This window comes from Acinetobacter sp. ANC 7912 (genome assembly GCF_039862785.1).
Lineage (GTDB): Bacteria > Pseudomonadota > Gammaproteobacteria > Pseudomonadales > Moraxellaceae > Acinetobacter > Acinetobacter thermotolerans.
The window spans coordinates 186918-207935 of record NZ_CP156795.1 but is presented as its reverse complement, the minus strand read 5'-3'; the positions used below and the strand labels follow the sequence as shown (position 1 = coordinate 207935).

At 44.9% G+C, this 21018-nt stretch carries 23 protein-coding genes; 10 read left to right on the top strand and 13 right to left on the bottom strand.

What is annotated here, in order from left to right:
* The first annotated feature begins 7 nt into the window (after window positions 1-7).
* Complete coding sequence (locus tag ABEF84_RS01015; protein ID WP_347473729.1) at window positions 8-940, top strand: hypothetical protein; 933 nt, start codon at window positions 8-10, stop codon at window positions 938-940.
* Window positions 941-1028: 88 nt separating this feature from the next.
* Here ABEF84_RS01015 and ABEF84_RS01010 read toward each other — a convergent pair whose 3' ends face one another.
* The 10 genes from ABEF84_RS01010 to ABEF84_RS00965 all read right to left on the bottom strand — a co-directional run bounded on the left by ABEF84_RS01010 (window position 1029) and on the right by ABEF84_RS00965 (window position 9216).
* Window positions 1029-1448 carry a F0F1 ATP synthase subunit epsilon gene (locus tag ABEF84_RS01010; protein WP_034587382.1) on the bottom strand — a complete coding sequence of 140 codons (420 nt, stop codon included), beginning with the start codon at window positions 1446-1448 and terminating at the stop codon, window positions 1029-1031.
* Window positions 1449-1474: 26 nt separating this feature from the next.
* Complete coding sequence (gene atpD / locus ABEF84_RS01005; protein WP_034587380.1) at window positions 1475-2869, bottom strand: F0F1 ATP synthase subunit beta; 1395 nt, start codon at window positions 2867-2869, stop codon at window positions 1475-1477.
* Between the two features lie 29 nt (window positions 2870-2898).
* Window positions 2899-3768, bottom strand: a complete 870-nt coding sequence (gene atpG / locus ABEF84_RS01000) for a F0F1 ATP synthase subunit gamma (RefSeq protein WP_034587378.1) — start codon at window positions 3766-3768, stop codon at window positions 2899-2901.
* 86 nt (window positions 3769-3854) lie between these two features.
* A complete protein-coding gene (atpA, locus tag ABEF84_RS00995; protein ID WP_347453422.1) occupies window positions 3855-5399 on the bottom strand; it encodes a F0F1 ATP synthase subunit alpha in 1545 nt (514 codons plus the stop codon).
* Window positions 5400-5441: 42 nt separating this feature from the next.
* Entirely contained in the window at window positions 5442-5978 is a 537-nt protein-coding gene (locus ABEF84_RS00990; RefSeq protein WP_034587374.1) for a F0F1 ATP synthase subunit delta, read from the bottom strand.
* 12 nt (window positions 5979-5990) lie between these two features.
* The gene (locus tag ABEF84_RS00985) at window positions 5991-6461 is read right to left on the bottom strand and encodes a F0F1 ATP synthase subunit B (protein ID WP_034587372.1); all 471 of its coding nucleotides are present in this window, start codon (window positions 6459-6461) and stop codon (window positions 5991-5993) included.
* Between the two features lie 39 nt (window positions 6462-6500).
* Complete coding sequence (atpE, locus tag ABEF84_RS00980; RefSeq protein WP_000424060.1) at window positions 6501-6746, bottom strand: F0F1 ATP synthase subunit C; 246 nt, start codon at window positions 6744-6746, stop codon at window positions 6501-6503.
* An 82-nt stretch (window positions 6747-6828) separates the two neighbouring features.
* Window positions 6829-7704 (bottom strand): F0F1 ATP synthase subunit A, encoded by an 876-nt coding sequence (gene atpB / locus ABEF84_RS00975; protein WP_034587370.1) that lies wholly within the window; start codon window positions 7702-7704, stop codon window positions 6829-6831.
* Between the two features lie 103 nt (window positions 7705-7807).
* Window positions 7808-8206 carry an ATP synthase subunit I gene (locus ABEF84_RS00970; protein WP_347453420.1) on the bottom strand — a complete coding sequence of 133 codons (399 nt, stop codon included), beginning with the start codon at window positions 8204-8206 and terminating at the stop codon, window positions 7808-7810.
* Between the two features lie 173 nt (window positions 8207-8379).
* Window positions 8380-9216 (bottom strand): metal ABC transporter solute-binding protein, Zn/Mn family, encoded by an 837-nt coding sequence (locus ABEF84_RS00965; protein WP_347453419.1) that lies wholly within the window; start codon window positions 9214-9216, stop codon window positions 8380-8382.
* 140 nt (window positions 9217-9356) lie between these two features.
* Here ABEF84_RS00965 and ABEF84_RS00960 point away from each other — a divergent pair, with 140 nt between their 5' ends.
* From ABEF84_RS00960 to ABEF84_RS00945, 4 genes are read left to right on the top strand one after another with little or no spacing between them, the layout of a single operon-like run.
* Window positions 9357-9854, top strand: a complete 498-nt coding sequence (locus ABEF84_RS00960; RefSeq protein WP_347453418.1) for a transcriptional repressor — start codon at window positions 9357-9359, stop codon at window positions 9852-9854.
* Window positions 9836-10618: a zinc ABC transporter ATP-binding protein ZnuC gene (gene znuC, locus ABEF84_RS00955; RefSeq protein ID WP_347453417.1), complete on the top strand. Its 783-nt coding sequence runs from the start codon at window positions 9836-9838 to the stop codon at window positions 10616-10618. Before ABEF84_RS00960 ends, znuC begins: the two co-directional genes overlap by 19 nt.
* 3 nt (window positions 10619-10621) lie before the next feature.
* Entirely contained in the window at window positions 10622-11422 is an 801-nt protein-coding gene (znuB, locus tag ABEF84_RS00950; RefSeq protein WP_347453416.1) for a zinc ABC transporter permease subunit ZnuB, read from the top strand.
* Between the two features lie 2 nt (window positions 11423-11424).
* Window positions 11425-11907 carry a DUF523 domain-containing protein gene (locus ABEF84_RS00945; RefSeq protein WP_034587362.1) on the top strand — a complete coding sequence of 161 codons (483 nt, stop codon included), beginning with the start codon at window positions 11425-11427 and terminating at the stop codon, window positions 11905-11907.
* A 10-nt stretch (window positions 11908-11917) separates the two neighbouring features.
* On the opposite strand, the gene ABEF84_RS00940 is transcribed toward ABEF84_RS00945, so the two are convergent.
* Together ABEF84_RS00940 and ABEF84_RS00935 are read right to left on the bottom strand one after the other, a co-directional pair.
* Window positions 11918-12238, bottom strand: a complete 321-nt coding sequence (locus ABEF84_RS00940) for a pyrimidine/purine nucleoside phosphorylase (RefSeq protein ID WP_347454542.1) — start codon at window positions 12236-12238, stop codon at window positions 11918-11920.
* Between the two features lie 90 nt (window positions 12239-12328).
* Window positions 12329-12952 carry a LysE family transporter gene (locus ABEF84_RS00935; protein WP_347453415.1) on the bottom strand — a complete coding sequence of 208 codons (624 nt, stop codon included), beginning with the start codon at window positions 12950-12952 and terminating at the stop codon, window positions 12329-12331.
* 159 nt (window positions 12953-13111) lie between these two features.
* Between ABEF84_RS00935 and ABEF84_RS00930 the strand changes: the two genes are divergently transcribed.
* From ABEF84_RS00930 to ABEF84_RS00910, 5 genes are all read left to right on the top strand, one after another.
* Window positions 13112-14032, top strand: coding sequence for a Dyp-type peroxidase (locus ABEF84_RS00930; RefSeq protein WP_347454543.1), 921 nt, complete (start codon window positions 13112-13114; stop codon window positions 14030-14032).
* A 225-nt stretch (window positions 14033-14257) separates the two neighbouring features.
* Window positions 14258-15412, top strand: coding sequence for a methionine aminotransferase (locus tag ABEF84_RS00925; protein ID WP_347454544.1), 1155 nt, complete (start codon window positions 14258-14260; stop codon window positions 15410-15412).
* A gap of 124 nt (window positions 15413-15536) precedes the next feature.
* Window positions 15537-16901, top strand: a complete 1365-nt coding sequence (locus tag ABEF84_RS00920; RefSeq protein ID WP_034587352.1) for an MATE family efflux transporter — start codon at window positions 15537-15539, stop codon at window positions 16899-16901.
* Window positions 16902-17065: 164 nt separating this feature from the next.
* Window positions 17066-18436, top strand: coding sequence for an LLM class flavin-dependent oxidoreductase (locus tag ABEF84_RS00915; RefSeq protein ID WP_347455448.1), 1371 nt, complete (start codon window positions 17066-17068; stop codon window positions 18434-18436).
* Window positions 18437-18723: 287 nt separating this feature from the next.
* Window positions 18724-20088: an LLM class flavin-dependent oxidoreductase gene (locus ABEF84_RS00910; protein ID WP_034587350.1), complete on the top strand. Its 1365-nt coding sequence runs from the start codon at window positions 18724-18726 to the stop codon at window positions 20086-20088.
* A 108-nt stretch (window positions 20089-20196) separates the two neighbouring features.
* On the opposite strand, the gene ABEF84_RS00905 is transcribed toward ABEF84_RS00910, so the two are convergent.
* Entirely contained in the window at window positions 20197-21018 is an 822-nt protein-coding gene (locus ABEF84_RS00905) for an ABC transporter ATP-binding protein (RefSeq protein WP_034587349.1), read from the bottom strand.

Below are 21018 nucleotides of genomic sequence, written 5' to 3'. Positions count from 1 at the left end.
CTTCAATTTGGGAATTGCTGCACTGAGCATACAAAGTTTTAGTCATGAAAAGATAAGCGACTGGATTCAGAAACCTTTTCAAATTTCTGCTGAAGAAAAGCGTTTAAAAGATTGGATACTTTATGAAAAATTCATTTTAAATATGGAAATACCCAAACTTGAACCTTTTCCACAGGGGAATATATCTAAAAATTACTTAGATCAAATGCTTTTAACGATAGTAAAAAATACACCTAAAGTGATTGAATCAAATAACAATAATATTAAAATTTTGAATTCTATAAATTTCATTTCACCTGAGTTTAAAGAGATCAAGGCTTTAGAAATAGAAGCATTATCTATCCAAAACCAACTCATGCAGGTAAATATTGTTGACTATTACAGGCAGCACAAAACAACTCAATCTTACTTACAAGAGCCAGTTTTAAAAGTCTCAGCTAAATTACAATACCTGCTTCAACAAAGTGCAATACAAAATTTAAATTATTTAAAAGTCTTAAGTTTTAAAAAAGATCGCCGTCTAAAACATATTGATCCGAATCAATTACATGATTGGATCTATTATTTAGAATTCCATCATCAGCAAAACCCTAGAGATCCAACTTGGGATACTAGAAAAATTTTGCAAGAAATGTCGAGTAGGACTACATATGATGATCAACTTCTTTTAAAAACATACCAAAGCCAAAATTTCAAAACAGTTCATTATCAAAAGATTCAAAAACTTAATATTCTAGCCGTACAATCTAACCTGAGTTTATTTTCAGATTTTTCTAAACCACAAAATATTCAACAAGCTGCAGTGCAGTTGAAGAAACTGAATCAGGTTTTAGAAACTAACGAATTTAAAGATGGGATGGAAATTACAAAAAAAATTGGAGAGCTAGAACAACAAGCTCATCAAGAAATGATTCAAAAATTGGAGAACAGTTTTATCTAAAAATCTTTACAACCCAGTATTTTCAAATTTCTTAAAGTCATAAAAAAAACCACCCTGACGGGTGGTTTCTTCAATCTTAAACCAGCAATTACATTGCACGGTTTTTGATTTTGCGGATGGTTTCCAGCTGAGCAGCAGTTTCTGCAAGAGCAGCCAATGCAGCAGCAGAGTCCAAATCGCTCTTTTGGTTCGCCAGCAATTGTTCAGCTTGTTTACGAGCTTCAAGAATTGCTGCTTCATCCAAGTTTTCTGCACGGACTGCAGTATCTGCAAGAACCGTAACAACGTGCGGTTGAACTTCTAGAACACCACCAGATACATAGATTAATTCTTCTGTACCGTTTTCCAAAATAACGCGAATCGCGCCAGGTTGGAGCAAAGTTACTAGCGGAGCATGGCCAGGCATAATACCTAACTCACCGCCAGCACCTTTTGCGATCAGCATGCTGACAGTGCCAGAGTACAAAGACTCTTTTACACTTACAACATCACATTGCATAGTCGCCATGAGAATCTCCTAAATTAGGGAACTAATTAAAGTTTCTCAGCTTTAGCAAGTGCTTCGTCAATACCACCAACCATGTAGAACGCTTGTTCTGGGATGTGATCGTATTCACCAGCTAACAAACCTTTAAAGCCACGGATTGTTTCTTTAAGAGGTACATACTTACCAGGAGCGCCAGTAAATACTTCAGCTACGTGGAACGGTTGAGAGAAGAAACGTTGGATCTTACGTGCACGATACACGATCAGTTTGTCTTCTTCTGACAATTCGTCCATACCCAAGATCGCGATGATGTCTTTCAGTTCTTTATAACGTTGAAGAACGTTTTGAACTGAACGCGCGATTTCGTAGTGCTCAGTACCCACTACTAGAGGGTCAAGCTGACGAGAAGTAGAGTCCAGTGGATCGATCGCAGGGTAGATACCTTGAGATGCGATGTCACGGCTCAATACAACTGTTGCGTCCAAGTGAGCGAACGTAGTTGCAGGTGATGGGTCAGTCAAGTCATCGGCAGGTACGTATACCGCTTGGATAGACGTAATAGAACCAGACTTAGTAGATGTAATACGTTCCTGAAGAACACCCATCTCTTCTGCAAGAGTCGGCTGGTAACCTACTGCAGATGGCATACGGCCTAGAAGTGCTGATACTTCAGTACCCGCTAGTGTATAACGATAGATGTTGTCGACGAACAGAAGAACGTCACGGCCTTTACCGTTTTCGTCTTTTTCGTCACGGAAGTATTCAGCCATAGTCAGACCAGTCAACGCAACACGTAGACGGTTACCTGGTGGCTCGTTCATCTGACCGTAGACCATTGCTACTTTGTCAAGAACGTTAGAGTCTTTCATCTCATGATAGAAGTCGTTACCTTCACGAGTACGCTCACCAACACCAGCGAACACAGACAAACCTGAGTGCGCTTTAGCGATGTTGTTGATCAACTCCATCATGTTTACAGTTTTACCTACACCGGCACCACCGAACAGACCAACTTTACCACCCTTCGCGAATGGACATAGTAAGTCGATGACTTTAATACCAGTTTCAAGAAGGTCTGTAGAACCAGCTTGTTCAGCGTAAGAAGGTGCTGCACGGTGAATCGCCCAACGCTCTTCAGTTGCAACTGGACCAGCTTCGTCTTGTGGACGGCCTAAAACGTCCATAATACGACCTAGAGTTGCTGTACCAACAGGTACAGAAATAGGTGCGCCAGTGTTAGTTACGTTCAGGCCACGTTTAAGACCTTCAGTAGAACCCATTGCGATGGTACGAACTACACCATCACCAAGTTGTTGCTGAACTTCTAAAGTAGTTTCAGTACCGTCAACTTGGAGAGCGTCATAGATCTTAGGAACGCTGTTGCGTTCAAACTCGACGTCGATAACCGCGCCGATGATCTGAATGATACGACCGCTACTCATTGCTGTCTCCTCAATTCAAACTAATAATGTTAAACGGCAGCGGCACCACCAACGATCTCAGAAATTTCCTGAGTAATCGCGGCTTGACGCAGCTTGTTGTAAATGAGTTGTAGGTCTTTGATAAGCTGACCTGCGTTATCGGTTGCTGCTTTCATTGCAACCATACGTGCAGACTGCTCACAGGCGATGTTTTCAATTACGCCTTGATAAACCATAGACTCGATATAGCGAACCAATAAACCGTTCAGCAGTTCTTCTGCTTCTGGTTCATAGATGTAGTCCCAACCATATTGACGGTTGAGGCTTTCGCTTTCGTCTGCCGGAGCAAGTGGAACAAGTTGTTCTACTTTAGGCTGTTGTGTCATTGCGTTAACGAAGCCATTTGACACAAGGTAAATGCGATCGATCTCGCCCTTGTCAAATGCGTCAAGCATAACCTGCACAGAGCCAGTCAACTGTTCAAGAGACGGTGCATCACCGACCTGAGTTGTTGCTCCAAGCACTTTACCGCCGTAGTTTTTAAAAAACGAAACCGCTTTTTGACCAATCAAAGCAAATTGAACTTCAATTGATTGCTCTTGCTGTTGTTGTACATGCTTAGCCACTTTTTTGAACAGGTTAATGTTCAAGCCGCCAGCAAGGCCACGATCTGAAGAAACAACGATATAGCCAACGCGTTTTACTGGGCGTTCAACCATATAACGATGTTTATATTCAGGGTTCGCTTGTACCAGGTGAGCAATTACACGGTGCATATTTTCGGCATACGGACGGCCTTGTGCCATGCGCTCTTGCGCACGACGCATCTTAGAAGCTGCTACCATCTGCATCGCGCGAGTAATTTTCTGCGTGCTTTTGATACTAGCTACTTTGGCGCGAATTTCTTTTAAATTTGCCATACGCTTAACCTAGTATTCGGAAGTCCTTTCGAACTTCCGAAGGTTGATCCGTGAACCAAACCAAAACTAATTAGCAAGTTGCTAAATTAGTAAGTTTGAGTCGCTTTGAACTTCTCAATACCTGCTTTGAATTCAGCTTCGATGTCTTTGTCCCAAGCACCAGTCTCGTCAATTTTTTGCATTAACGCAGCATGTTCAGAACGGAAGTAAGCGATCAGCGCAGCATCAAATGCAACGATTTTCTTCACTTCAACGTCAGCCATGTAGCCTTCGTTAGATGCATAAACTGAAACAGCTTGGTCAGCGATTGAGTATGGAGCATATTGTTTTTGCTTCATCAACTCAGTTACGCGTTGACCGTGTTCAAGCTGTTTACGAGTTGCTTCGTCAAGGTCAGAAGCGAACTGAGCAAACGCAGCCAATTCACGGTATTGTGCAAGAGCGGTACGGATACCACCTGACAATTTCTTGATGATCTTAGTTTGCGCAGAACCACCCACACGAGATACAGAGATACCCGCGTTCACAGCAGGACGGATACCCGCGTTGAACAGTGATGTTTCTAGGAAGATCTGACCATCAGTAATCGAAATTACGTTTGTTGGTACGAATGCAGATACGTCACCTGCTTGAGTTTCAATAATCGGTAATGCAGTCAATGAACCAGTTTGGCCTTTAACTTCACCGTTAGTGAATTTCTCAACGTATTCAGCAGATACACGTGAAGCACGTTCAAGAAGACGTGAGTGTAGATAGAATACGTCACCAGGATAAGCTTCACGACCTGGTGGACGACGTAAAAGCAATGAAATTTGACGGTATGCTACAGCTTGTTTAGACAGGTCATCATAGATGATCAGAGCATCTTCACCGCGGTCACGGAAGTACTCACCCATTGTACAACCAGCATATGGAGCCAGATACTGCATTGCTGCAGGATCAGCTGCCGCAGCTGCGACAACAGTTGTGTACGCCATAGCGCCAGTTTCTTCAAGCTTACGTACAACGTTAGCGATAGTTGATTGTTTTTGACCAACTGCAACGTAGATACATTTAATACCAGAATTTTTCTGAGCGATGATCGCATCGATCGCCATTGCTGTTTTACCAGTTTGGCGGTCACCAATGATCAACTCACGTTGACCACGACCAACAGGAATCATTGTATCAACTGATTTATAACCAGTTTGTACAGGTTGGTCTACTGATTGACGCCAAATTACGCCTGGTGCTACTTTTTCAACAGCATCAGTAAGTTTTGCATCAATAGGGCCTTTACCATCAATTGGGTTACCCAAAGCGTCTACGACACGGCCAAGAAGTTCAGGACCAACTGGAACTTCTAATACACGACCTGTACAACGAGCTTTTTGACCTTCTTGAAGGCTTAAGTAGTTACCTAAGACAACGGCACCCACTGAATCCTGTTCTAGGTTCAGTGCCATACCAAATAAGCCGCCGTCGAATTCGATCATTTCACCGTACATTGCATCAGCAAGGCCGTGAATGCGCACAATACCGTCAGATACCATAACAATGGTACCTTCGTTTTTAGCGGTCGCGCTGGTGTCCAGATCGCCGATACGCTGTTTAATGAGCGCACTGATCTCGGATGGATTCAGTTGTTGCATTGCGCTATACCTCAATCTTTTAATAGTTCAGTCTTCGAGCGGTTAAGCAAGAAGACGAGTCCGCATTTTTTCAAGCTTGTTAAGCGCAGAATCATCTATCACTTGGTCGCCTGCACGAATAACTACACCCGCGATCAACGCTGGATTTACTTCAACAGAAACATTTACCGCCGCATTGAATTTCTTCTCTAGTGCGTGAGTAAGTAGTTGTTCCTGTACAGAAGTCAATGGGAATGCTGATTCGATTACAACATCCACAGTATTGTTATTCTGTGATTTGAGCTGTTCGTATTCTGCAGCAATTTCAGGAAGTAGAACCAAACGGTCGTTTTCAGCAAGCAATGTCAAAAAGTTTGACACTGCTGCAGTTTGGTCTTCACCTAAAACTTTAGCAAAAAGACTAACCTGCTCAGCAGGTGTAAGCTCAGGGCGATTTAGATAAGCTGAAAATGCTTCGTCTTGCACCGCAGCACTAAGCAATTCAAGTGCTTTTGACCATGAGTCAGTTGCACTTTGCTCAGAAGCGTAAGCAAATGCTGCTTTTGCGTAAGGGCGTGCCAACGTCAAGAGTTCAGCCATAATCCGCCTCTCTTAAAGTTTTGCAGCCAGCTGAGTCAGCATGGCATTGTGAGCTTCTGCGTCAACTTGTTGGTTCAGAATTTTTTCTGCGCCAGCAACTGCAAGGGCAGCCACTTGTTGACGTAATTCTTCGCGAGCAGCATTGATTTCAGTATCAACAGCTTCTTTCGCTTGTTGACGAATACGCTCACCTTCAGCAGATGCTTGAGTACGCGCTTCTTCGACCAATTGTGCTGCACGACGGTTCGCTTGTTCAATCAATTGAGCCGCTTGTGCTTTTGCTGCGTCTAATTCAGCTTTCACTTGTGCTTGCGCGTCTGCAAGGTCAGCTTTCGCTTTTTCAGCAGCATTTAAGCCATCAGCGATTTTACGCTGACGCTCACTAATCGCATTGATTAGTGGTGGCCAAACGAACTTCATGCAGAATGCGACGAAAATCGCAAACGCAATCGCTTGGCCAAACAATGTGAGGTTGATATTCATTGCAAATTCCTCAAATAGTGAATTTCGGAATTAAGCTGATTAACCTACAAATGGATTAGCGAAGATGAAGAACAAGCCAATACCAACACCGATCATAGGCACAGCATCAAGAAGACCCGCGATTAAGAACATACGAGTTTGAAGTTGTGGAGCTAATTCTGGTTGACGAGCTACAGCTTCAAGGAAGCGACCGCCTAAAAGACCAAAACCAATCGCAGTACCTAAAGCACCGAAAGCGATCAAGATAGCAGATGCAATTGCAACTAGACCTAAAGTGAGTTCCATGATAATTCCTCAGAGGTTAGGTTTATACCAAATTAAGTTAAAAAATTGTGCCCAACCATCCCGTGACAGTTAGGCAATACCATTAATGCTTTTCGCTTGCCATGCTCAAGTATACGATAGTCAGCATCATGAAAATGAATGCTTGCAGCGTAATAACAAGAATGTGGAAGATCGCCCAAGGCACAGATAACGCCCACTGGATCCAGAACGGTAATAACGCGATTAGGATGAAGATCAATTCACCCGCATACATGTTACCGAATAGTCGAAGAGCCAATGAAACTGGACGTGCAAGGAAGGTTACCAATTCAAGTACTAAGTTCACTGGAATAAGCAACGCTTTTGCAACTGGGTTACTTGGGTTAAATGGGTTAAGTGCAAGCTCACCGACGAAACCGCCCACCCCTTTCTCACGAATGCTGTAGAACAAGATAAGTGCAAATACAGACAGAGACATACCAAGGGTAATGTTAGGGTCTGTAGATGGAACGATCTTGAAGTAAACGTGGTGAGGGTCCATGCCGAATACGCTAGCGCCAACTTGTTGAGCTACGTAAGGAATCCAATCCACAGGGATCAAATCCATTAAGTTCATGAGGAAAATCCACACGAAAATAGTCAGTGCAAGCGGTGCAATTAAGCGTGATTTGCCATGGAAAGTGTCGCGGACACTTGAGTCAACGAATTCGATGATCATTTCGATTGCAGACTGGAACTTGGTAGGAACACCAGAGTTAGCAGCTTTCGCTACAAGCCAGAACAACAAGCAGAAAATCAGACCAAGGCCGATTGACCAACCCATTGAATCCAAGTGAATAGCAGTGAACCCCATCTGTTGAGCTTCATCAGCAGTCTCGGCCAATTTCCAAGTACCGTCTGGCATTTTGCCATAGGTCAAATTGGTCAAGTGGTGCTTGATGTACTCGGTCGAAGTAAGGGCATGTTCTTCAGCAGCCATAAATCACACCTGGTCAATGTCAAAAACTAATGAAACTTGCGAATATCGCGTGCTGCTTGATATCTCGCTTATTTCTGAAAAAACTTTTCAATTTTTGCTGCGCTTAAACTCGTTTTTGTAGACGTGACACCCAAAACGGAGCGACCCACGACATGGCTTGAACGAGTATAAAACCACAAAACAATGCCACCGGGGATAACGGCTTGACATTGCTTAAAATCAAAATGAATCCAACAATCACTATTGCAAACTTACCGAGCATGCCCCTATACATGTTCGATAGAACTTGTTTGGAAGCTCGCGCGCCCGCAGCACGAAACGACTGCCAGCTAAAGTAGCAGCTCGCTAACCAGCATACGAATGCACCCAAGGCCGCACTCAAAGCTGCGGTCGTGTCTTTGACAACCCAACCTAATAACGCTGAAACGGGTATCATTATTGCTTGTAAGATGACTAAAGCTTTCGCTAATCGTCGGTCAATCAAGCGACTAGTTCGGCTCATTATTTATTCACTCACAGCAATCATGCTTGACAAGTTTAGCTGATGATTATTTTTAATCGCAGGCATTATAGAGTTACACCCCTGAACATGCAATCTTTTCCCGAGCTAAGACTCGAAAATTTCAGGGACTTAATCGTTTTTAAACTAATCAAAACATGATCATTTTTTAATCGTTATCGAGAATTTAGCACACATTTGCTGGTTTGTTCAGCTAATTGTTGCCAACCGTGTACAAAGTCCCCTGCCCCACTCATACTTTCGTCCACTGGCTGGAAGACGATCGGGTTCAGTTTTTTATATTGACCGGCACTGGCGTGGCTTTCTGCCAGCAGGCACATTTTACTTTGCACACGGGTGTCTTGCAGATACTTGATTTGTGCCACGGTCGGTGAAACATGCGGATCATCGGTCAATGCACCCATGAATTTCAAATTCAGCGGACGTTCCAGATACTGATAAGCATCATGATAAGACCAGTAAGGGCGCGGTTTGGAAGTTGAATTATAACGTTGTGCAGTAGTCAGCATGTTCTGTGCAAAAGCACGTGCATTTTTCCAGTAGCTTTCACGGTATTGAGGTTGTTGTTGTGAACGCAGTGCTGCAATAAAGAAGCCAATTCGTACCGCATTGTTTGGATCCAGCCAGACATGGGTATCCACAGTATTTTTCAAGGTTTCACCACGAGGGTTGCGCATTGGTAGCGGATTGATGATCCCTGAATCCAGAATCGAGATACTTTTATTATTGCCTTCCAACACTTTTGCCAGCGGTGCTTCATGCGCCTGTCCCAGCCAGATCACCAGATTGGCATCCTGGATCATTTTACGGTGTGCCGGGGTCAGGCTGACATCGTGTCCAGTCTGATGTTCCAATAATAAGGTCGGCTCTTCCACACCCTGAGTAACTTTCTTGGCAATCAGGTAAATCGGATGCGTAGAGACCACCAGGCCTTGTGACCAGCTTAAGCTACTAAATAAAGCTAAGGTACAAAACGCAAGAAAACGGGACATGGGAGAAAAGATCACGATAAAAAAACTAAGTGTTATAATATAACAGATTCGCAAAAATGCCTATGCCTGATCGAAACTCAGATCGCTTCATGGTAAGATTTAAAATCCTTTTAATTTCAGTTTCGCACTTGAGGTGAACTATGGGTGCATGTTCGCATGAACACCACAACGCATTGCATGGCGTACACGACCATCCGAACGTCGCGCAACGCCTGGCAGAGGCCGAAATCCTTTGTGCAACGACAGGTGCGCGTCTGACGCCACTGCGTCGTGAAGTGCTGGAACTGATTTTGAATGCTACAGGTCCGATGGGTGCCTATGATCTGCTGGCCAAAATCAAAAGTAACAGCGATCGTCCGGCTGCTCCACCAACGGTGTATCGCACCCTCGACTTTTTGTTAGAGAAGGGCTTTATTCATCGCCTGACCTCTATTAATGCCTATATTCCATGTTGCCATCCGCGTGAAGGCCATCAGGCTGCCTTTTTAATCTGTACCGAATGTAAAGCGGTAAAAGAAGCTTCAGCACAAGGTCTACTCGATCAGCTTGCTGCTTTGGCTAGCTCAGATCATTTCGATGCTCATCACAGCATTATTGAGATTTCAGGAATCTGTCAGCAGTGTCGCAACAAAGCTTAAGCACATCACCTTTGATCCAGCTTTCCAAAATCTGGGTCAATATAGATGAACGCGATATATTAAAGGCCATTGATTTCTCCCTGCAGGAGAAAGAGATTGTCACGCTGATTGGTCCCAACGGTGCCGGCAAATCGACTTTAATTAAAGTTATGCTCGGTATCATCAAGCCAAAATCCGGAGAAATCAAAACTTCACGTAAATTGAAGTTCTCCTACGTGCCACAAAAATTCAATCCTTCACATAGTTTGCCGCTGCGCGTGAAAGATCTACTGGCCCTGGAAAAATGTCCAGCGGATATCAAGGCAGAGATTATCCGGGATACCGGCATAGCTAAACTGAAAAATTCCAAAGTCCAGCAACTCTCGGGTGGTGAGCGGCAACGTGTCTTGCTGGCCCGTGCCCTGTTACGTCAGCCAGATATTCTGGTATTGGATGAACCGATGCAAGGGCTGGATATCCAGTCTGAAGCTGAACTGTATGAATATGTGCGCAGCCTGCCGGAAAAATATGGCTGTGCCATTTTGATGGTTTCGCATGACCTGCAATGGGTCATGCAAGGTACCAACCGTGTAGTTTGCCTGAACAAGCATATCTGCTGTAGCGGCCTGCCGGAAAGTGTGCAGCAGCATCCGGAATATCAGGCGATTTTTGGGACTAACCGGGTGTTCTATCAGCATCATCATGACCACTGTGCCCATGGCGACTCAGCAACGCCCTGCCAGCACGATCCCCGTCCACATATTCATCCCGAACCGGAAGCCTAAGCCATGATGGATTGGTTATCTCTCCTTTTACCAGCATGGATCATGGGGACATTATTAGTGTTCCTGACCGCTCCGCTCGGCTGCCTGATGTTATGGCGTCGCATGTCGTTTTTTGCAGATACCATGGCACACGGCACCTTATTAGGTGTGGCGATTGCTGGCGCGATGAGCTTGCCACTCTGGCTGGGGGTGAGTTTTATTGCGGTGTTGTTGGTGGCAGTATTATGGGTGCTGTATGACCCGCGCCTGCCAAATGATGCATTACTGGCACTCTGCTCAGCAACGCTGCTCTGCTCCGGCTTATTATTCATTCAACATTTACCGGGATTAAGACCGGAACTGCTGAGTTACCTATTTGGGGATCTGCTCACCATTTCCTGGTCGGATCTACCGACCTTTGCCATCGTGATTATTGTCGCTTTAACTGTGCTCTACAAAAGCTGGCAAGTACAAATCCAGATTGCAATTGATCAGGACATGGCAATCAGCGAAGGTGTGAATGCCAAATGGCAACGCCTGATCTTTATGTTACTTCTGGCACTGTTTACCGTACTGGCACTGCGTGCAGTTGGCTCACTGCTAATGGGTGCGCTGCTGGTCATTCCGGCATTGACCGCACGTTTGCTGGCCAATTCACCAAAGCAAATGGTAGTCTGGGCATTTGTGGTAGCACAGATTGGCGTCACCGTTGGGCTATGGTCGAGTGCAGGACTTAATACATCAACAGGTCTCACCATCGTACTAACCATGTCGCTCCTGTTTGCTGCAATCTTCTGTATCCAGAAATTTAAAAAGCTGAGCTAAGCATGCAGCAGAGACGCTACCTGATCAGTGCCTGTCTGCTCGGTCAGAAAGTCCGTTATGATGGACAGGACTGCCTGCTTAAAGAGCTGCTAGAACATCTGGTTCCTGATCAATATGTCAGCCTGTGTCCTGAAGTCAGTGGCGGGCTGCCCATCCCTCGCCCGCCTGCCGAGATTCAATCTGGCGATGGTCGAGATGTGCTGCTGTACCAAGCTCATGTTGTAGATATCAAGGGTACAGATGTTTCAGATACCTTTATCAAAGGTGCCTATGCTGCTTTAGAATTAGCCCAAAATTTTCAAGTCACCCATGCCATTCTGAAAGCTAACAGCCCTTCCTGTGGCAGCGACCTGATTTATGATGGCTCATTTTCAGGCAGGAAAATTCAGGGACAAGGCGTCACTGCCGTGCTATTCCAACAACACGGCATTATGGTGATGACCGAGCAGGAATTTTTGCAGCAGCTAAAACCTCAATCTGAATAAATGCTCTGCCTTATTCGAAGTGGCAGACATAATCCACGATTTCATTACACAGCAGCCTAAACTGGCTGTGTTTGGGTACATAAAATGACTGCCCCGGCACATAGCGCTGGTAATAGGCATCATCTCCAATCTGTACCAGACATTCACCAGAAATTATTTCCAGACGTTCTGCTAGCGTTGTTTCAAATACGATCGGCTGCTCTGTCGGCAAGAACACGCCGAGGGTTTTCTGACTGCCATCCGACATCTGGATGCAATGACTGATACAGCAGCCATTGGAGTGAATCCTCGGCTTCTTCAAAATGGAGACAAAGTCAAATTGACCTGACATGGGAATACCTCTTGTTATTGTTGTTATATTTGTATTCAACATTAACGTGATCACATTATTTTTGTTTTTGGCATGATCCGCTGTTTTGGCTTAAGCCTGATGCACCAGACTGAGTAAGGTCGCAGCGCAGGCAAAGAGCACCGCAAAGCTTCTGTTTAATATTTTTTGTTGCTTTGCTGATGTTAATAATCTTAAGACTTTTGCTGCCAATCCGGTATAACCGGCCATCACAATCAGATCAATGGTGACCATGGTTACTGCCATAATCACGTACTGTATCCACTGAGGTTTCGACAAATCCAGGAACTGGGGCAGCACCGCCAGCAGGAACACGATCGCCTTCGGATTACTCATATTGACCAGAAAGCCATGCAGGATGAGTTTCCCAACAGATTTTCGGGTCAGCTCATGCCGGATCTCAATCGACTGCGTTGGTGCAGTCCACTGCAAATAGGCCAGATAAAGCAGGTAACCCACGCCAAACCATTTCACCACCAGAAAAGCCAACGGCGAGGTTGCGAACAGCACCCCGGCCCCAGCAGCCACAATGGCGATCTGTAACAGCAAAGCCAGCTGCAAGCCTAAGGCGTTCCAGTAACCATGCTTAAAGCCGTAGTTGAGTCCACTCGACATCGAAGCAATGGCACCAGCACCGGGAGAAATACTGATCACCCAACATGCCAGCATGTAGGCAAACCAAACCTGATAGGACATAAACCTGCTCAATGAAAAACTTGCGCAGTATTATATGACTTTTCCCCTATATTCCGCTTAATTTCTTGATGAAAATCCATTTGCATACTATTCACCCGGTACTACTTCAGGCACAATAGTTTGATTGAAAACCATAATTTTTTATTACAGGAGTCATGAATGACAGCCCAATCTGTAATTTTGCCATTACCCTCAGATCATGCTCGCTTTATTGTTTTACGTTTAAAAAACCTCAGCATTGAAGATTTTAAAGAACAATTACAACAGCTTTTCACCACACGCGATCGCCTGATTACCCAACACCCGGATGCGCAAATCAAGACAGCTGTCGCTTTTGGCCCTGAACTTTGGTCAAAACTGTATGATCAGACTCCTACTGGCTTTAAACAGCTTGAGCCGATTCAAGGTTCATTTGCAATGCCAGTGGTACCGGCAGATGTGCTGATCCATATTGCCAGTGCGCGTGCAGATATCTGTTTTGCCCTGAGCCAGGCATTCTTCGAAGGTATTCGCGACCAGGTTGAAGTACTGGATGAACGTGTCTGCTTCCGTTACTTTGATGGCCGTGACATCACTGGCTTTATTGATGGTACTGAAAATCCACAATTCCCGAATGACCGTGCTGAAGTGGCTTTACTCGGCGAAGATGCCGGCATTTTTCAGGATGGTTCCTTTGTTTTTGCACAGCGCTATGCGCATAATCTGGCAAAATGGAAAAAACTAAAAGTTGATGCTCAGGAACAGGTGATGGGTCGTACCAAGCTTGAATCGATTGAGCTGGATGATGAAGTCAAACCTGCCAATGCTCACATTGCCCGTACAGTGGTTGAGGATGAGGAAGGCGAAGAAATGGAAATCCTGCGTCACTCCCTGCCTTATGGTGATGGTCGTGGTGACCAGGGGCTATTCTTTATTGCCTATACCAAAGACCTGAAAATTATTGATCTGATGTTAGAACGCATGTTTGGCACATCTGGTGATGGCATTCACGACCGCCTGCTGCACTTCGTGACACCAATGGACGGCGCTTACTACTTTGCACCGAGTGCCGAGTTACTGGACGAAGTTCTGGAAGCATAAACATAAAAAATGAAAAAGCCGGCGCAAGTCGGCTTTTTTTATAATGTATTTTTAGTACAAATTTTGACGTAAATCTTCACTTTTTCACGCTATAAAATAAATCACTTCCCAAATTATCCCGCTGTTTTATCACTAAAATTATGAATAATTTCTGTTATTCATGATCATCACTGAACGTCGTTACTGTTAAACTTCCCTGTTATATCCACCAAAGAGCACTGTGACATGCTTGATCTCCAGTCCAAACTGCCCGACCTCGGGGTAACGATTTTCAGCACCATGTCTGCCTTGGCGCAACAACTCGGGGCACTGAATCTTTCCCAGGGATTTCCGGATTTTCCAGCACCGCCTGAACTGATTGAAGCTTTAGGACGGGCAAGTAGCGCTGGATTTAACCAGTATGCACCGGGAGATGGTCTACCAGTGTTACGGGCGCTGGTAGCAGATCTGTATACACAGCGCGATCAACTGGCTTTAGATCCAACACAGGAAATTACCATCACCCCAGGTGCCACCATTGCCATTTTCTGTGCCATTCAGGCGGTGGTTCGTGCTGGTGAAGAAGTCATTATTTTTGATCCAAGCTATGACAGCTATGCGCCAACTGTCCAGCTGGTCGGTGCCAAGCCGGTTCATATTGCGCTACAACATCCGGATTTCTCCGTAGACTGGGATCAGGTGAAAGAGGCGATCAATGGCCGCACCCGGATGATTATTGTAAATACACCACATAATCCCACTGGTAGTGTCTGGTCGAGACAGGACTGGCAACAGCTGATTGAACTGATCCGGAATCGCAATATTGTAGTGCTTTCCGATGAAGTTTATGAGCATCTGGTGTTTGATGGCATCCAGCATTATTCTGCCCTATCTTTCCCGGAATTGCGTGAGCGTAGTTTTGTGGTGGGCTCCTTTGGTAAAACCTTCCATGTCACTGGCTGGAAAACTGGTTTTTGTGTCGCTGCACCGGCACTGATGAAAATGTTCCGTCAGGTGTATCAGTTTGCCAGCTTCTGCGGAGTCACCCCAGTACAGGTCGCCTTAGCTGAATATTTACAGCAGCATCCGGAACATATTCCACAACTCTCTGCTTTTTATCAGGCCAAGCGGGATCTGTTTAACTCTTCTATTCAGCATTCACGTTTCAAATGGACACCGTCGCACGGTACCTATTTCCAGAATCTGGACTACAGTGCCATCCGTCCTGATCTGGAAGATGTGGAGATGTGCCAGTATCTGGCACATGAACATGGCATTGTCACAATTCCAATATCCGTGTTCTATCAACAGCCACCGAAAGACCTGCGTTTGCTGCGTTTCTGCTTTGCCAAACAGGAACAAACCTTGCTGCAAGCCGGCGAAATTCTGTCAAAAGTCTAGGTTTAAAATTTTAAATATTTACATAGAATCAGCCTTAGTTACTTAAAAGCTAAGGCTTTTTTTGTACAAATTTCCGATAATCAGGTTTCTTTGATAGACCTCATCTTCCACTACAGGACAACACATGGCTAAGCACGCATTGGTTCAGCAGCAGAATTTATGGAAATCCTTTTTTGTTTTCCTGCTGCCACTGATCGTAACCAATATCCTGCAAAGCCTGTCGGGAACCATTAATACGATTTTTGTTGGGCAGATGCTGGGCGTGAATGCCATTGCGGCTGTGGCGGTATTTTTCCCGATCCTGTTCTGTTTAATGGCCTTTGTGATTGGACTGTCTGCTGGTTCGACGGTGCTGGTCGGACAGGCCTGGGGTGCCAAAAATTTGGAAAAGGTTCGCTGTGTGGTAGGTTCCACCCTTTTCATGACCCTGATTGGCGGTAGTTTGATTGCACTGTTCGGGGTGATTTTTGCCGAGCAGATTCTGTTGCTGCTGGGTACCGATCCGAATGTGATGCACCTGTCGGTGCCTTATGTACAATGGATGCTAGCAGGTAGCCCCCTGATTTTTATTTATATTATTTTTACCTCAATTTTGCGTGGTGTCGGGGATAGCACTACACCACTGTTTGCCTCCGCCTTGACCATTGGTATCGGCCTGATCGTTACGCCGATCCTGATCGCGGGTTATTTGGGTTTTCCGAAAATGGGGATTATCTCGCCGGCGATTGCCACCATTCTCGGGAATCTGGCGGTTCTATTATTTTTAGTTCTGTATTTAAATTATAGAAAACATCCGCTCAAACCCGATTGGGCTTTACTGAAAAATATTCGTCACCATCCCGGCTTAAGCCTGATCATTCTGCGTTTGGGCATTCCAACCGGGGTACAGATGATCACCACCTCCGCAGCCGGTCTGGTGATCGTTGGCATGGTTAACCGTTATGGGGCTGAAGCCACAGCCGCCTATGGTGCGGTCAATCAGGTACTGAACTACATCCAGTTCCCTGCCCTTTCCATTGCTATTGCAGCTTCGGTATTTGCAGCACAAGCCATTGGTGCCGGTAAAAATGAGCTGCTGAATAAAGTCACCCGTACCGCCATGAGCATGAATATCCTGTTTACCGGCAGCTTAGTGATACTGGCCTATCTGTTCTCAAAATATCTGATGGCGCTGTTTATCACCGATCCAAATGTGGTGGTGCTCGGTCAGCAACTGCTGTTTATCGTGCTGTGGTCCATTCTGTTCTTTGGTGGCAGTGCCATTTTTGCCTCGATTATGCGAGCCAGTGGCACAGTGAATATTCCGATGGTCATTAATATTGTCACTATCTTGGGAATTGAAATCCCGGCTGCCTATATATTTAGTCAATGGTGGGGCTTAAAAGGCATCTGGTATGGCTATGCCCTGGCTTTTGTCTGTCTATGCATCCTGCAAGGACTGTATTATCAGTTCGTCTGGAAGAAAAAAACCATTAAGGCACTGGTGTAATTTTCAGCCTTTCATAAGAAAATAAAACCGAGTGAAAAACTTGTGAATGGCGTATTTTCTGGTTAATCCATATTTTTTATATGGATTTAATTTTATCGTATTTTAACCCCTGAAAATTCCTTGTTATAACCAGCTCACAACATAAAAAACACAAGGTTTTTCTCATGGCTGAACGTAAAATCCGTCTCGGTGCTTTTATCCCAACCACCTCTCAACATGCTGCTGGCTGGCGTCATCCAGAATCACGTCCGCAGGATCATCTTAATATCGACTATGCCATTGAACTGGTCAAAACCGCAGAGCGAGGTCTGTTTGATGCCTATTTTCTGGCTGATACCCTGGCAGTTCGTGGCGATTGGGGTTCAGTGACCAGCAAAGGCTGGAGCTTGGGCGATAAAGACACGGGCTTTGAACCAGTGACCCTGTTCGCAGCGCTATCTGCCGTGACCAAACATATCGGCTTTGTGGCAACTGCATCGACCACCTATGAACATCCTTATACGCTGGCACGTAAATATGCCTCACTGGATCATATTTCTAAAGGCCGCGCAGCATGGAATGTGGTGACTACGGCCTCCAAGCAGGTAGCGCGTAATTTTGGCCTGTCTGAACATCCAGATGCCAAGACCCGTTATGCTCAGGCACATGAATTTATTGAAGTGGTGCAGAAACTCTGGGATTCCTGGGAAGATGATGCTTTTATATATGACAAGGATTCAGGACAGTTTTTCCAGCCCGAAAAATTCCATGAGCCACAGCACAAAGGTAAATTCTTTGAGGTCCAAGGCGCACTGAATGTGCCACGCCCGCCACAAGGTTATCCCGTAATTGTACAGGCTGGTCAGTCTGAAGATGGCCGTGAACTGGCAGCGAAATTTGCCGAAGTAATTTTTACTGCACAACAATCCTTGGAAGATGCCCAAGCCTTCTACCGCGATGTCAAAGGTCGTCTGGCCAAATATGGTCGTCATGCTGATGACCTGAAAATTATGCCAGGTGTTTCGATTTTTGTAGCCAAAACTGCAGAAGAAGCGCAGGAAAAATACGATCTGCTCAATAGCCTGATTCATCCGCAAGTCGGTCTGGGTCTGCTTTCTGGCCTGGCAGGCGGAATTGATCTGGAACAGTACGATCTGGATCAGCCATTCCCGGAACTAGATGAAAAGCTGATTGATTTTGGCAGCCGCCAGCAGATGATGATTGAGATTGCCCGTAAGCATCATTTTACTATTCGACAGCTGTATGAATATGTGGCTTCTGCACGCGGTCACTGGACGCTGGTCGGCACACCTGAGCAGATCGTGGATCAGCTGCAAGAATGGTTTGAACATGAAGCGGCTGATGGGTTTAATATCCTTCCTCCAAGTACGCCAGCTGGTCTGAATGACTTTGTCGACTTAATTGTGCCGGAACTGCAACGTCGTGGTCTTTTCCGGACTGAATATGAAGGAACCACTTTGCGTGAGAACTTAGGCTTAAAGCGACCAGAAAACCAGTATGTACTAGCACAACGGAATACTGCTGTAGCCTCTTAAATCCATTACTTATAAAAAATGCCCTTCGGGGCATTTTTTTATTTCTTAATCATTTTTTTGTGCCTGAATATCTGCCTTAAATCACCTTATCTAAAAATAGCTGCTTTGAGATAAGCACTGCAGATTTACTGCTGTAGATTTTCCAGCACTCATCATAAAATCTTGCTGATTTTTAAACACATAAAAATATTGTGTATTTTATGTTATTGTTTTAATTATTAAAATTATTTGGCACAGTAATTGTTCTTGTCTATTCGATGAAAAAATCCATAGATAAGGAAACAGACATGGCAAAACGTCAAATTAAACTCGGTGCTTTTATTCCCGCAACTGCCCAGCATGCCGCTGGCTGGCGTCATCCGGAATCACGTCCGCAGGATCATCTCAATATCGACTACATTATCGAGTTGGCAAAAACCGCTGAGCGGGGCTTGTTTGATGCCTATTTCTTGGCAGATGGCCTTTCAGTCCGTTGGGGATCAGCAGTAGAAGGCCAACTTGGTCTGGGTGATAAAGGCGTTGGCTTTGAACCGGTAACACTCTTTGCGGCTCTCTCTGTGGCAACCAAAAACTTGGGCTTTATCGCTACAGCATCGACCACTTATGAAGATCCCTATATTCTGGCACGTAAATTTGCATCCTTAGATCATATTTCTAAAGGCCGTGCAGCATGGAATGTGGTCACCACTGCATCGGCTGATACTGCACGCAACTTTGGTTTGGAACAACATCCCGAGCCAAAAGTGCGTTATGAACGTGCCGATGAGTTTATTGAAGTCACGCAAAAACTCTGGGATTCTTGGGAAGATGATGCCTTTATCTATAACAAGGAAACTGGGCAGTTCTTCCAGGCAGATAAGGTGCATGAGCCATTACATAAAGGGAAGCATTTCAATGTACAGGGGCCTCTGAATGTTTCTCGCCCACCGCAGGGTTATCCTGTGATTGTTCAAGCGGGTCAATCCGAGAATGGCCGTGAACTGGCAGGAAAATATGCTGAAGTGATCTTTACAGCTCAACAAACGCTAGAAGATGCTCAAGAATTTTATCGCGATGTAAAAAGCCGTTTGCTGAAATATGGCCGCCATCCGGATGACCTGAAAATTATGCCAGGTGTTTCGATTTTCGTCGCCAAAACTGAAGAAGAAGCCAAAGAAAAATATGATTTCCTGAATAGTCTGATTCATCCAAAAGTGGGACTGGCTCTACTCTCAGGTCTATCAGGTGGCATTAACCTGGAGAAATATGATCTGGATGCACCATTCCCGAAACTGGAAGATACTGACATCAATTTCTCTAGCCGCCAGCAGATGATGATTGATATTGCCCGTAAACATAATTTTAGCATTCGCCAGCTTTACCAATATATCGCTTCAGCACGTGGGCACTGGACGCTGGTGGGTACACCAGAACAGGTCGTAGATCAGTTACAGCAATGGTTCGAAAATGAAGCAGCTGATGGCTTTAATGTGCTGCCACCAACCACCCCTGCCGGTCTGAATGATTTTGTTGATTTCATTGTCCCAGAATTACAACGCCGTGACCTATTCCGCACAGAATATGAAGGCAAAACTTTACGTGAAAATTTAGGATTAAAGCGTCCTGAAAATCAGTATGTGACTGAAAGCAAGCTGAACAAGGCAGCTTCCTAATCAAATGCAAGAAGAATGCCCTTCGGGGCATTTTTTTATTGCTTCAGTTATCTAAAAATACACCCAACAAAAAAGCCTGCTTTAACAGGCTTTTTAAGCTTTAAAGGTTTACCAGGCAAACTGGTAATCTGAAAAATGTCGCGGTTTCTGGAACAGCACCTCTTTGCTTGGATCGCTAAAGTCCTGCAAAATATTGTTCTTAATATTGTGCAGACGAACATCCTCACGCTTGCGTGGATGTGGTACAGGTACATCAACTATCCGTTTAATCCGTCCCGGATGTGGTTGCATCACCACCACGCGATCACCCAAGAAAACCGCCTCTTCCACATCATGGGTCACAATGATCATGGTGATCTTTTCTGTTTGCCAGATGCGTTGTAATTCATCCTGCAGATTCTGACGAGTCAAGGCATCCAGTGCACCAAAAGGCTCATCCAGTAACAGGATTTGTGGACGATTTACCAGACTACGGGCAATCGCGACACGCTGGTTCATCCCGCCAGACAGCTGTGATGGATAGGCATTTTTAAAATTGCTGAGATTAACCAATTCCAGATGCTCATCAATCAGTTTGTCTTCTTCAGCGCGGGTTAAGTTACTTTTATGCAAGGCAATACGTACATTTTCCCGAACACTGAGCCATGGAAACAGGCGGTGATCTTGAAAGACAATGCCGCGATTAAGGCTGGTACCAATGGCTTTTTCACCATCCACCAGAATATTGCCCTGATATTGATTTTCCAGACCTACCAACAGGCGAAGCAAGGTGGATTTACCACAGCCACTGCTACCGACAATACTAATGAATTCACCCGGCTGAATATCTAAATTGATATCTTCTAAAACCACCAGATCTTCATTATTTTGCGAGGGATATTTTTTATATAAGTGTTGAATCGACACTGAACCGAGATCTTGCTGTGTCAT

Excerpts from the sequence above, each read along its gene's own strand:
- ABEF84_RS00990 (WP_034587374.1), bottom strand. The coding sequence starts at position 5,978 with ATGGCTGAACTCTTGACGTTGGCACGCCCTTACGCAAAAGCAGCATTT.
- ABEF84_RS00925 (WP_347454544.1), top strand. The coding sequence starts at position 14,258 with ATGCTTGATCTCCAGTCCAAACTGCCCGACCTCGGGGTAACGATTTTC.
- ABEF84_RS01010 (WP_034587382.1), bottom strand. The coding sequence starts at position 1,448 with ATGGCGACTATGCAATGTGATGTTGTAAGTGTAAAAGAGTCTTTGTAC.
- ABEF84_RS00935 (WP_347453415.1), bottom strand. The coding sequence starts at position 12,952 with ATGTCCTATCAGGTTTGGTTTGCCTACATGCTGGCATGTTGGGTGATC.
- atpB (WP_034587370.1), bottom strand. The coding sequence starts at position 7,704 with ATGGCTGCTGAAGAACATGCCCTTACTTCGACCGAGTACATCAAGCAC.
- ABEF84_RS00915 (WP_347455448.1), top strand. The coding sequence starts at position 17,066 with ATGGCTGAACGTAAAATCCGTCTCGGTGCTTTTATCCCAACCACCTCT.
- ABEF84_RS00945 (WP_034587362.1), top strand. The coding sequence starts at position 11,425 with ATGCAGCAGAGACGCTACCTGATCAGTGCCTGTCTGCTCGGTCAGAAA.
- znuB (WP_347453416.1), top strand. The coding sequence starts at position 10,622 with ATGATGGATTGGTTATCTCTCCTTTTACCAGCATGGATCATGGGGACA.
- ABEF84_RS00920 (WP_034587352.1), top strand. The coding sequence starts at position 15,537 with ATGGCTAAGCACGCATTGGTTCAGCAGCAGAATTTATGGAAATCCTTT.
- atpE (WP_000424060.1), bottom strand. The coding sequence starts at position 6,746 with ATGGAACTCACTTTAGGTCTAGTTGCAATTGCATCTGCTATCTTGATC.
- ABEF84_RS00930 (WP_347454543.1), top strand. The coding sequence starts at position 13,112 with ATGACAGCCCAATCTGTAATTTTGCCATTACCCTCAGATCATGCTCGC.
- atpD (WP_034587380.1), bottom strand. The coding sequence starts at position 2,869 with ATGAGTAGCGGTCGTATCATTCAGATCATCGGCGCGGTTATCGACGTC.
- ABEF84_RS00940 (WP_347454542.1), bottom strand. The coding sequence starts at position 12,238 with ATGTCAGGTCAATTTGACTTTGTCTCCATTTTGAAGAAGCCGAGGATT.
- ABEF84_RS00960 (WP_347453418.1), top strand. The coding sequence starts at position 9,357 with ATGGGTGCATGTTCGCATGAACACCACAACGCATTGCATGGCGTACAC.
- ABEF84_RS00910 (WP_034587350.1), top strand. The coding sequence starts at position 18,724 with ATGGCAAAACGTCAAATTAAACTCGGTGCTTTTATTCCCGCAACTGCC.
- ABEF84_RS00965 (WP_347453419.1), bottom strand. The coding sequence starts at position 9,216 with ATGTCCCGTTTTCTTGCGTTTTGTACCTTAGCTTTATTTAGTAGCTTA.
- ABEF84_RS00905 (WP_034587349.1), bottom strand. The coding sequence starts at position 21,018 with ATGACACAGCAAGATCTCGGTTCAGTGTCGATTCAACACTTATATAAA.
- atpG (WP_034587378.1), bottom strand. The coding sequence starts at position 3,768 with ATGGCAAATTTAAAAGAAATTCGCGCCAAAGTAGCTAGTATCAAAAGC.
- ABEF84_RS00985 (WP_034587372.1), bottom strand. The coding sequence starts at position 6,461 with ATGAATATCAACCTCACATTGTTTGGCCAAGCGATTGCGTTTGCGATT.
- atpA (WP_347453422.1), bottom strand. The coding sequence starts at position 5,399 with ATGCAACAACTGAATCCATCCGAGATCAGTGCGCTCATTAAACAGCGT.
- ABEF84_RS00970 (WP_347453420.1), bottom strand. The coding sequence starts at position 8,206 with ATGAGCCGAACTAGTCGCTTGATTGACCGACGATTAGCGAAAGCTTTA.